This window comes from Streptomyces anthophorae (assembly GCF_049310305.1).
GTDB lineage: Bacteria > Actinomycetota > Actinomycetes > Streptomycetales > Streptomycetaceae > Streptomyces.
In genome coordinates this window covers 4,646,720-4,656,869 of the sequence record NZ_JBLWQQ010000001.1, presented here as the reverse complement: position 1 = coordinate 4,656,869, position 10,150 = coordinate 4,646,720, and the positions used below count along the sequence as shown (strand labels likewise).

Annotated in this window: 9 protein-coding genes and 1 tRNA gene; 4 read left to right on the top strand and 6 right to left on the bottom strand. The window is 70.6% G+C overall.

Annotated elements, in window-relative coordinates; all coding sequences use genetic code 11:
* Positions 1-14: 14 nt before the first annotated feature.
* Together ACNYS0_RS21230 and ACNYS0_RS21225 are read right to left on the bottom strand one after the other, a co-directional pair.
* Entirely contained in the window at positions 15-914 is a 900-nt protein-coding gene (locus tag ACNYS0_RS21230) for a rhomboid family intramembrane serine protease (RefSeq protein WP_422475834.1), read from the bottom strand.
* Between the two features lie 137 nt (positions 915-1,051).
* Entirely contained in the window at positions 1,052-1,579 is a 528-nt protein-coding gene (locus ACNYS0_RS21225; protein ID WP_422475832.1) for a peptidylprolyl isomerase, read from the bottom strand.
* A gap of 281 nt (positions 1,580-1,860) precedes the next feature.
* Between ACNYS0_RS21225 and ACNYS0_RS21220 the strand changes: the two genes are divergently transcribed.
* Positions 1,861-2,559, top strand: coding sequence for a DUF5324 family protein (locus ACNYS0_RS21220; protein WP_422482741.1), 699 nt, complete (start codon positions 1,861-1,863; stop codon positions 2,557-2,559).
* Positions 2,560-2,620: 61 nt separating this feature from the next.
* Here the strand turns inward: ACNYS0_RS21220 and ACNYS0_RS21215 are convergent.
* Positions 2,621-2,693 (bottom strand) — tRNA-Ala (locus ACNYS0_RS21215).
* 183 nt (positions 2,694-2,876) lie between these two features.
* Between ACNYS0_RS21215 and ACNYS0_RS21210 the strand changes: the two genes are divergently transcribed.
* On the top strand, positions 2,877-3,425 hold the full coding sequence (locus tag ACNYS0_RS21210) for a helix-turn-helix domain-containing protein (RefSeq protein ID WP_422408346.1): 549 nt from the start codon (positions 2,877-2,879) through the stop codon (positions 3,423-3,425).
* A 54-nt stretch (positions 3,426-3,479) separates the two neighbouring features.
* Positions 3,480-5,519: a protein kinase domain-containing protein gene (locus ACNYS0_RS21205; protein ID WP_422475830.1), complete on the top strand. Its 2,040-nt coding sequence runs from the start codon at positions 3,480-3,482 to the stop codon at positions 5,517-5,519.
* Positions 5,520-5,552: 33 nt separating this feature from the next.
* On the opposite strand, the gene ACNYS0_RS21200 is transcribed toward ACNYS0_RS21205, so the two are convergent.
* Both ACNYS0_RS21200 and ACNYS0_RS21195 read right to left on the bottom strand, forming a co-directional pair.
* A complete protein-coding gene (locus ACNYS0_RS21200; protein WP_422475828.1) occupies positions 5,553-7,022 on the bottom strand; it encodes a hypothetical protein in 1,470 nt (489 codons plus the stop codon).
* A gap of 170 nt (positions 7,023-7,192) precedes the next feature.
* Positions 7,193-7,321, bottom strand: coding sequence for a DLW-39 family protein (locus tag ACNYS0_RS21195; RefSeq protein WP_003999697.1), 129 nt, complete (start codon positions 7,319-7,321; stop codon positions 7,193-7,195).
* A gap of 251 nt (positions 7,322-7,572) precedes the next feature.
* Here ACNYS0_RS21195 and ACNYS0_RS21190 point away from each other — a divergent pair, with 251 nt between their 5' ends.
* A complete protein-coding gene (locus tag ACNYS0_RS21190; RefSeq protein ID WP_422475826.1) occupies positions 7,573-7,905 on the top strand; it encodes a DUF6344 domain-containing protein in 333 nt (110 codons plus the stop codon).
* A 648-nt stretch (positions 7,906-8,553) separates the two neighbouring features.
* On the opposite strand, the gene ACNYS0_RS21185 is transcribed toward ACNYS0_RS21190, so the two are convergent.
* A complete protein-coding gene (locus tag ACNYS0_RS21185) occupies positions 8,554-9,981 on the bottom strand; it encodes a tyrosine-type recombinase/integrase (RefSeq protein WP_422475824.1) in 1,428 nt (475 codons plus the stop codon).
* Positions 9,982-10,150 lie beyond the last annotated feature (169 nt).

Below are 10,150 nucleotides of genomic sequence, written 5' to 3'. Positions count from 1 at the left end.
GTGGACAACCGGGCTCAGGTGAGCTGCGCGGTCCTGACGACGACGGTGACCAGGACGGCGAGCAGAACAAGCGCACAGGCCCCGTACTGCACGAGCGCGCGACGCTCTCGCGGGGCGTGGACCATGGCGTAGCCGACGATCAGGCCGCCGACGAGGCCGCCGATGTGCGCCTGCCAGGCGATGTTGAAGGCCGGGTTGAACGTGAAGATCAGATTGATCACGAGCAGCGCGATGACCGGCCGCAGGTCGTAGTTGAGCCGCCGCATCAGGATCGCCGTCGCACCGAACAGACCGAAGATCGCGCCGGAGGCGCCGAGCGAGGGCTGGTTCTGGGCGGCGAGCAGATAGGTCAGCGCGCTGCCTGCCAGTCCCGAGACGAGGTACAGCGCGATGTAGCGGGCGCGGCCGAGCGCCGCTTCCAGCGGGCCGCCGATCCACCACAGGCTGAGCATGTTGAAGGCGATGTGGACATAGGAGCCGTGCAGGAACATCGCCGTGAGCAGTCGGTACCACTGGCCTTCCGCGACGCCCTCGAGGCCGCCGAGGTCGGGCACCCAGGCGAGGCCGAGCATCTCGAACCGCTCGGTGAACCGGTCGCCGACCGTCATCTGCACCACGAACGCGGCCAGACAGATCCCGAGCAGCACCTTGGTGACCAGGCGCGGGTCGGAGGTGATCGTGCCGCCCGCCATGGTCCTCGGCTGGTTCGCGCTCGGTGCGTGTCCGGTTCCCGAGCCGCTGCGCACGCACTCCGGGCACTGGAATCCGACGGAGGCGCTGACCATGCACTCGGGGCAGATGGGCCGTTCGCAGCGGGTGCAGCTGATGCCGGTCGGGCGGTCCGGGTGCCGGTAGCAGCCGGGCAGGCCCTGGGTGTCCTTCGGTTCCTGCGGGCTGCCGGGCGCCTGGTCCATGGCGGTCGTCCCCTCGGGTCTGTGGTCGAGCGGTCGGATGTGCGTACGTCGTCGTTGCGCGGCCGCGCAGCGCACCGCCCCGCCCCCGTGCCTACGAACTGGCGACGGACGGCGGGGCGCATTGGTTCCCTGTGGGACTACCGGGTCTCTACGGAGACGGTCTCGATCACGACGTCGTCGACCGGCCGGTCGGTGCGCGGGTTGGTCCGCAGGCCGGCGATGGCGTCGACGACCTTCTGGCTGGCCTCGTCGACGACCTCACCGAAGATCGTGTGTTTGTGGGTCAGCCAGTCGGTGGTCTGCACGGTGATGAAGAACTGCGAGCCGTTCGTGCCGGGGCCCGCGTTGGCCATGGCCATCAGATAGGGCTTGTCGAAGGCCAGGTCGGGGTGGAACTCGTCCTCGAACTGGTAGCCGGGGTCGCCCGTGCCGTTGCCCAGCGGGTCGCCGCCCTGGATCATGAAGCCGCCGATGACGCGGTGGAAGATCGTGCCGTCGTAGAGGGGTGCTGTGGACTTCTCCCCGGTCTGCGGGTTGGTCCATTCACGCTCGCCCTTGGCGAGCTCCACGAAGTTCTTGACCGTCTTGGGGGTGTGGTTCGGCAGCAGCCGGACCTCGATGTCGCCCTGGTTGGTCTTGAGAGTGGCGTACAGCTGCTCGGCCACGATCTGCCTTCCGTTGACATGTGTGCCCCCCGATCCTCGCACGGCGCACTCTCGGTGGGCCCGGACGGACTTGTCGGGGTCGTGCGGGGGTTTCAGCAGCAGAAAACCGGTCTACTCGCAGTCGAAGAGGCGCGCCCCGCCACGATCCGTGGCATTGTCGTCGCCAAGTCCCTTTATCAAGCCGTACCAAGCCTTACCACCGCATTGACGCTCCCTGCAGGCATGATCCGCGAAAGGGTGGAAAGGTGAAAAACCTGTACGCCACCGAGGAGGAGGATCCCGTGACCCGCATCGACAGCGTGCGTGCCGCGACCGGCTCGGCGAAGGACAGCGTCCTGCACGCCGCGGAAGTGGTGGCGCCCTACGCCGAGTCGGCGAGGGACCGTGCCACGACGTACGCGCAGGAGGCGCGCGTCGCGCTCGGGCCCAAGGTTTCGCAGGCCGCGCACCAGGCGCGTGCCCAGTACGACACGCATCTCGCTCCGCGCCTCGAGCAGGCGCGGACACATGTCCCGCCGAAGCTCGACCAGGCCGCGCACGACGCGGCGGCCCGCACCCGCGAGGCTGCCCGGCAGGCGGCGGCCTATTCGAAGCCGCGCATCGAGTCCGCGGTCGCCGCGTCCGAGCCGGTACGCAGGGAGGCCGTGGCCCGCGGCAGCGCCGCGTACTCCGGACTGCGCGGCGACGTCTCGCCGAAGGAGATCCGCAAGCTGGTGCGCAAGCACGAGCGCCGGGCGCGCTCCGGCCGTCTCGCCAAGCGTCTCGTCGTGCTCGGCATCCTCGCGGGTGGCGCGTTCGCCGCGTGGAAGTGGTGGGACAAGCAGGCGAACCCGGACTGGCTGGTGGAGCCGCCGGCCGCCACCGAGGTCCCCGACAGCGCCCCGCTGACGTCGGTCGACGGCAGCGGGCGGGACATTCTCGACCCCGAGGTGCAGGCGAAGCAGGCCGAGGCCGATACCTCCGTGGAGGACGAGCACTGAGGTCCGATACGGCGAAAGCCCCTCCGACCAGGGAGAACCTGGTCGGAGGGGCTTTCTGCTGTGGAGCCTAGGGGAGTCGAACCCCTGACATCTGCCATGCAAAGACAGCGCTCTACCAACTGAGCTAAGGCCCCGAAAACGATGCGTCCCACCGGAAGTTTCACGTTCCGGTTCGGCACCGCAGACCAGAGTACCGGGTCACCCCCTGAATCCTGCAAAAAGATTGGGGGTCCCGGCGGGCGACCACTCTCCGTAAGATGCCCCACGTGCTTCGCGGCAGCGAAGGACCGTACTTGGGGAAGCGATGGGGAGACGCAATGGATGCCGCACAGCAGGAAGCCACCGCAAGAGCCAGGGAGCTCCAGCGGAACTGGTACGGGGAGCCGCTGGGGGCGCTCTTCCGTCGGCTGATCGAGGACCTGGGGCTCAATCAGGCCCGCCTCGCGGGAGTGCTCGGGCTTTCCGCCCCCATGCTGTCGCAGCTGATGAGCGGTCAGCGCGCGAAGATCGGCAACCCCGCTGTGGTGCAGCGCGTGCAACTGCTCCAGTCCCTCGCGGGTCAGGTCGCCGACGGCAGCGTCAGTGCGGCCGAGGCCACCGAGCGGATGGACGAGATCAGGAAGTCGCAGGGCGGGTCGGTACTCAGCAACACGGGGCAGGCGTCGAACAGTTCGGGCGCGCCGACCGTGAAGCGCGTGGTGCGTGAGATCCAGTCGCTGCTGCGCTCCGTCTCGGCCGCGAGCGACATCATCGAGGCGGCGGACTCGCTCGCCCCCAGCCATCCCGAACTGGCAGAGTTCCTCCGGGTGTACGGCGCGGGGCGCACCTCCGACGCGGTCGCCCACTACCAGTCGCACCAGAGCTGACCCCGGTCTGGCGCGGCACTGTGTCCGGCTCCGGGAGGGGAGCGACGCACGACGATGGGTGAGGTCTTCGCCGGCCGGTACGAACTGGCCGATCCGATCGGCCGTGGGGGAGTGGGCGCGGTCTGGCGCGCCTGGGACCACCGGCGCCGTCGCTATGTGGCGGCGAAGGTCCTGCAACAGTCCGACGCCCACACTCTGCTGCGCTTCGTGCGCGAGCAGGCGCTGCGCATCGATCACCCGCATGTCCTGGCCCCGGCCAGCTGGGCGGCGGACGACGACAAGGTCCTGTTCACCATGGACCTGGTCGCCGGCGGTTCGCTCGTCCATCTCGTCGCGGACTATGGGCCGCTGCCGCCCCAGTTCGTCTGCGTCCTTCTCGACCAGCTCCTGTCCGGGCTCACCGCCGTGCACGCCGAGGGCGTGGTGCACCGCGACATCAAGCCGGCGAATCTCCTGCTCGAGGCCACCGGTACGGGGTTGCCGCATCTGCGTGTGTCCGATTTCGGCATCGCGATGCGCAAGGGCGAGCCGCGTCTGACGGAGGCGGACTACGTGGTGGGTACTCCGGGGTACTTCGCGCCCGAACAGGAGATGGGCGCGGAACCCGACTTCCCCGCGGACCTGTTCGCCACGGGGCTCGTGGCGCTCCATCTCCTCGAGGGCGCCAGGCCCGACTCCAAGGCGTTGATCGAACACTTCGAGGAACACGGCACCCCGCGGGCTCCGCAGGGCGTGCCGGGGCCGCTGTGGGGCGTTCTCGCCGGGCTGTTGCAGCCGGACCCCGATACGCGGTTCCGCACCGCGACCGGCGCCCGCAAGGCCCTCCTCGCCGCCGCCGAACTCCTCCCGGATCCGGGCCCCGACGACGAGCTGATCGAGGTCTTCGACCAACTCGGCCCCCTTCCCCCGGGCTTCGGCCCCGGCGGCCCTGCGGTACGGGGCCGCCGGGCCCGGCCGGTGAGCGGGGCGGGCACCCCTGCGGCCGGACCCGATGTGCACGAGCAGTCGACGGCAGGGCGGGGCCCCGCCTCCCCGGCTCACGGCCCTGTCCCGACCGGCCAGAGGGCGGCCTCGCCGACCCCGAGCGCGAGCGCGAGCGCAAGCGGGCAGGGAGCGGCCCCGCCGATCCCGAGCACGAGCGCGAGCGGACAAGGAGCGGCCCCGCCGGTCCCGAGCGAGCAGGCAGCGGCCTCGCCGGCCCCCGGGCCTGGAACGGGGACAGTGCCACCGCACGCTCCGCCACCCCCCACCAACTCCCCTCTCCCGCCACGCCCTTCGACCCCACCTGAGCCGCCCTCGGCGCCCCGGGAGGAAACGGCACCGCCCGACCCGTTCCACGAGGGAACGCCACCCGCCGAGAACACGCCGTACCCACTGGGCATGCAGTCCCCCCAGGCCGCGGCGTCCCCCCAGGGCGTGGCATCCCCGGGTTCCCTGGCTCACCGCCAGGGTGCGGAGCTCGGCCCCTGGGCTTCTCCCGGTCCCTCCCGATTCCCTGAGGGAGCGGCCTCGCCCGAGGAGACACCGTTCCCGGGAGCGTCGTTCCCCGATTCCTTGGCTTACCCCGAGGAGACGGCACCCCCCGAGGGCTCGGCTTCCCGTGAGGGAGCGGGGGCCCCCGAGCGCATGGCGTTCCCGGAGGGTGCGGCTCCGCCCGCGCCCCAAGTGCCCCCGGCCCCGCAGGCACCTCCCGTGCCCCAGGCGCCCCCAGTGCCCGAGATGCCGCCTGCGCCGCCGACCGGTCTCACCCCGCCGCCGGTCAGCCGCGCCACGCCACCGGCCGCGCACACGCACACGCGCACCCCGTCGTCGGCCGGGCCCACGCCGCCACCGCTCCACCCGGAACCGACGCCCGCCCGCGAGCCCGTACCCGTACACGCTCCGGAACCGGACCCCGAACGACCGCTTCTCGCCCCTCACCCGTCCGCCCCCTCCCCGCTCGACCCTCCCCAGGCCCGTCACTCTCTGTACGCATCCGGCGACGGAGAAGTTCCCCAGGCCCGGCCAGGACCACCCGCGAGAGTGGCGATCCCGGTGCTGCTCCTGGCTCTGGTCTGTTTCGCGGTGGGCATCTGGGCGCTGACCCGCCCCTGACCGCTCCGGCCGAGCCCGGGGCGCGCGCCCCGCTCACCCCTGTGCCCGCCGCACCTTCCGCACGGCGACCATCCGCCACACCCCCAGCCACAGCACCAGCGCACTCCCGGTCCCGACCCCGGACACCCCCACCACCGTCATCAGGTGGTCCCCCGGCGCGGCGGACGAAGCGACCGCGCCTCCGGAAGCCCCGCCACGGCCACTCGCGGAACCCGCCTCAGAACCCGCCTCAGAACCGGGTCCACCCCCCGAACCCGACCCCGGAGCGGACCTGGAGCCGGACCCGAAGTCCCATTCCGCCCCGCCCTCTCCCCGCTCGGCGGCTGCCAGGTCCTCGGACGTCACCTGGAACTCCCCCGGATCCCGCACATAGTCGGGCGCCTGCTTCGCGTCCCCGTCGACGGCCACCCGCACCGTCATCCCGAGGCCCCCACCCCCGGCCTTCCCCGCCATCGCCGGGTTGAGCGTGACCTTGAGCCAGTACCAGCCGGCGAGCCCCGTGGCCGCCTCGTCCCCGCGCGACAGCAGACGGTTCCCGTACGCGACGGGCGGCAGCGGATCGAGCACGGCCGACGCCTCGCCACCCGTGTACGTCGCGCCCTTCGTCGCCACCGGCGCCCGCGCGGGGTTGTACAGCTCCATGTCGAGCGCCCCCGGGACCGTCCCGCGGGCCCCGTCCCCCGTCGCACCGTCCAACTCGGCACCGAGGGCGAGTTGTTGCCCCCAGTCCACCGGAACCCGGTAGAAGTGGCTCTGCCCCGGCCCGATCCGGTCCTTCCAAGTGCCGGACGTCAGCGCCCTCGCATCGTTGAACCCGGTGCCCCCACTGCGCCGCGCGCCCGCCCCCGAGGGCAGCGCCGCCGGTTCCGAGGGCCAGGACCGCGTTCCCGCGCTCGGGGCGGCGGACACAAGCCCCGGCTCGGTGGCCACCCGCAGTTCGAGCCCCCAGTCCCGTTGACTCGACCCGGCCGCCGCCGTCCGCTCCACGACCACGTAGTACGTCCCCGCCGACTGGCACCGCAGCCCACCGGGACGTACGGGACGCTCGACCGCCGCCGCGACCGGCCGCGGATAGGAGCCGGAGCGGAACGTCGCCCGCTCGGCATCGCACTGATTCCCCTGGCTGTCCCGCAGCGACACCGCGATGCCGTCCGCGGCCGTCGCCTTCACCCCCGAACCCAGCGGCGGCACGGCCACGACGGAGGCGTACGCGGTGGCGGCCCCGTCCAGTTCGACGCGGTAGTAGGCGGTGGCGCCGTCCCCCGCCGCGAGTGAACTCCGGTAGGTCGCGCCCGTCTTGAGCTGCGCCGCCGTCGCACCACTGCGCGCCCCGTCGACGCTCTGAGCGCCCTCGGCGAACTCGTACGGATTTCCGTTCCCCGCCGCCGACGCCGCCCCCGGCAGCGCCAGCACCAAGGCCGCGAACAGCCCCGCCCCGGCAGCGCCTCGCGCCGGGCCCCGACCGCGCCGCCCCTTCCTCAGCCGCCTCAGGAGTCTCCCCATGGACGGCCATCCTGCCGTTCCACTCAGTGCGGTGTCCGGCGTGCGACGGATTCCCGCCACGCAATCGCACAGGTAAAGACGTCCCCTAGGCGTCCCCTAGGCGTCCCGGACAGCACAAAGCCCCGGCCGCTGCTGCGACCGGGGCCCTATGAAGAGACTGTTGTCGATACTCACGAACCCGTGGGCACGGAGTCAGTCGCCTCCGTCCACAGATCCTGCTCGGCGCGATCCGCCTGGATCTGGCGGTACACGAGGAGCCCGCCGATGGCGGCCAGTGCGACCAGGAGAAGCTTCTTCACCGCGCGACCTCGTCTTTCCTTGACGTAGGGGACTTCTGGCGCCCGACTATACACACCGATCGATACCGATCGGTGACCTGGATCCACCTCAACTCGGCCCCTGAGGACAGCAGTAGAAACGGCCCTTTGCGCCCATCCGAGTGGTGTTCATCTGAATATCGACGACCCGCGAGCGTCGGTCCCCCACTCGCGAGTCCCCATCCACATCATGAGGAAAGTACGCAAATCGCCCAACCTGAAAGTGAGGGGCCATGACCAAGCAGAAGGTCATGACGGTGTGGACCGTCATCATCTCGGCATTCATCGCGCTGTTCTCGGCGCTCGGACTCACCTCCCCGGCCACCGCGGCCGCTCCGGCCCAGCAGACGGAGAAGACCCAGACAGCGGCGGTCAGCGCCCCCGTCCCCGCGGCGGCCCGCCCGTACTGGTCGCTCAAGCGGTCCCTGCCACCGACGATGAAGCAGCGGATCCGCGCCGAGGCCCATGGTTCCTCCCCGAGCGTCCGCCACCGTCCGCCGGCCGACACGGAACAGCGCAACGCCGACAGCCACCTGGCGGCCGAGACCCTCGCCACGCAGCTGTAGCCCTCACCACGCAGCAGACGTAGCCGCACAAGAAGTAGACGTAGAAGAAACAGCGGCACAGACGGAACAGCACCACGGACAGACCAGCACCACAGCGAGACCCAGCACCACAGCCAGACCTAGCACCACAGCCAGACCTAGCACCACAGCCAGATCCAGCACCACAGCCAGACCTAGCACCACAGCCAGATCCAGCGCCACAGACAAACCAGCACCACAGCCAGATCCAGCAGCACACGCAGATCCAGCAGCACAGGCAAGCCAGCAGCACAGACAGACCAGCCGGGCGGTCAACCACGCCCGGAGACGGCAACACCGCACAACAGAAGAGCAGGACTGTCGAACGAGGCCCCAGCCATCTCCTACGGCTGCGAGGGCCCATCGGCATGTCCGCACACAGCCCCGCACCGCGAACAGCAGAAGACCCCCAAGCGTTTCCGCTTGAGGGTCCTCATCATGTGGGGCTAACAGGATTTGAACCTGTGGCCTCATCCTTATCAGGGTGGAGCTCAAGGCGAACGATCTTCGCAGGTCACCTGACCTGCGGGTTTCCCCTCCATCTACGCCCCGCTCCCCTGCCCGTACCCTCCCCACCCCGGCACGGCACAGTTGTCCCCTGGGGTAGTTCTGGGGTAGCCACGGGACGGGTCATGCAGCAGGCACCACCTGGAGCCGACGCCGGTTGCCCCTGCTCGGCTTGCCCGGCTTCCCGTCCTCCAGCGCCGCGAGGACCTGGCCCGCGTAGTCCGCGGCCGCGTGCGTATAGATCCACGTCACCTTGCCCCCGCGCTCGTGCCCGAGGATCTCCTGCGCGATCACCTCCGGCACACCGATCGCGTGCAGCCGCGAGGCGTACGCATCCCGGGTGTCCGAGAATACCGGCCACCAGTCGACGCGATCGACGAGCTCCTGGCGGCGGCGCCCCGTTGCCTCGTCCGTCACGGTCGCCTTCACCTTGCGCGTGACCTTGCGCGCGACGCCGGCCGCCTGGATCGCCGCGACCCACAACCGACGGAACGCGGACCGCCGCAGCGGCGCACGGTACGCCTCGCCTCCGGAGCCGTTCCTCTTGGACCCGCGCCGCACCTTGTTGCGTCCGTGGAAGACCAGCTCGTTCTCACACAGCCCGTCGGCCGGATCGGACACGGCCCGGCTCGGGCTGCCCTCTTCGCTCTCCTTCGCCCACAGCTCGCGCAGCACCCGGACCGCGAGCCCGGTCAGCGGCACCGTGCGCAGACCGGCATCACTCTTGGGGTACGCCTTCCGCTTGATCTTGCCGCGCGGCTCGACCAGGACCTCGCGCACGTGCAGGCGCCGGCCCTCGAAGTCGATGCGGCACCACCGCAATCCGGCGAGCTCCTGAAACCGGAGGCCGGTCTCCTGGGCCACGATCAGCAGGGCGTGGAAGTACGCGGGCAGCTTCTGGCGGACGAGCCACAGCTGTGCGTAGGACGGCGGCCGCCGGTCCTCCGGGTGCTTCTTCTTGATAGTCGGCAGCTTCACGCCGTCGGCCGGGTTGAAAGGGAGACGCCGGTCAAGCTTGGCCGCGGTGAGCATCCGGTCCAGGACCTGGAAGCACTTCGTGACCGAGGCCGCGGCGAGCGGCCCCTTGTTCTCGTCGTGCAGAGAGTTGACCCAGGTCTGGATCTCCAGCCACGACAGCTCGAAGAGCCGGTAGCTGCCGAACGCCGGCTCGATGTGGTTACGCCACATCCCGTCGTCGCGGAGCTGCGGCTGCGTCCAGTGCTCGATCCGCATCTCGTTCTTCGTCTGCGTCGGCCACCACAACCGGTGCCACGCGCACAGGGTGATCTCTGCCCTGGCCGGGTCCACCCAGGTCCGCAGGCGCATCTCGGTACGGGTCTGCTCCAGGAAGGCCACGGCCTCTTTGTATGTGGGCTTGGTCTTGCTGCGTCCCCGGCCGGCGGGGTCGGTGTAGCGGGCCTCCCACGACCCGGTGTGTTCCTCGGTCGGGGTCCGGTCACCGGGGAACCGCGTGAGGCAGGTCGGGCAGCCGCAGCGCATCGAGGGGTTGGGTCGGGGGTTGGCCTGGTCAACGGCCGTCTTGCGCACCATGTGGGAGTGCTCCTGATCAGAGAGTCGGCGATGCGCCGGCGTGCTGTGGGACGGGGAGCTCGGGGAGCTCTACGCGCGTACCGCAGAAGCAATGGAGTCCGGCGCTGTGGTCAGGTGCGCCGAGGTCGACTGTCAGGATCGCGTGGAGTTCTCTGATCAGGTCGTGTGG

Bases quoted from the DNA above. Each gene is read 5' to 3' on its own strand.
- ACNYS0_RS21230 (WP_422475834.1), bottom strand. From the start codon at position 914: ATGGACCAGGCGCCCGGCAGCCCGCAGGAACCGAAGGACACCCAGGGC.
- ACNYS0_RS21210 (WP_422408346.1), top strand. From the start codon at position 2,877: ATGGATGCCGCACAGCAGGAAGCCACCGCAAGAGCCAGGGAGCTCCAG.
- ACNYS0_RS21205 (WP_422475830.1), top strand. From the start codon at position 3,480: ATGGGTGAGGTCTTCGCCGGCCGGTACGAACTGGCCGATCCGATCGGC.
- ACNYS0_RS21200 (WP_422475828.1), bottom strand. From the start codon at position 7,022: ATGGGGAGACTCCTGAGGCGGCTGAGGAAGGGGCGGCGCGGTCGGGGC.
- ACNYS0_RS21190 (WP_422475826.1), top strand. From the start codon at position 7,573: ATGACCAAGCAGAAGGTCATGACGGTGTGGACCGTCATCATCTCGGCA.
- ACNYS0_RS21185 (WP_422475824.1), bottom strand. From the start codon at position 9,981: ATGGTGCGCAAGACGGCCGTTGACCAGGCCAACCCCCGACCCAACCCC.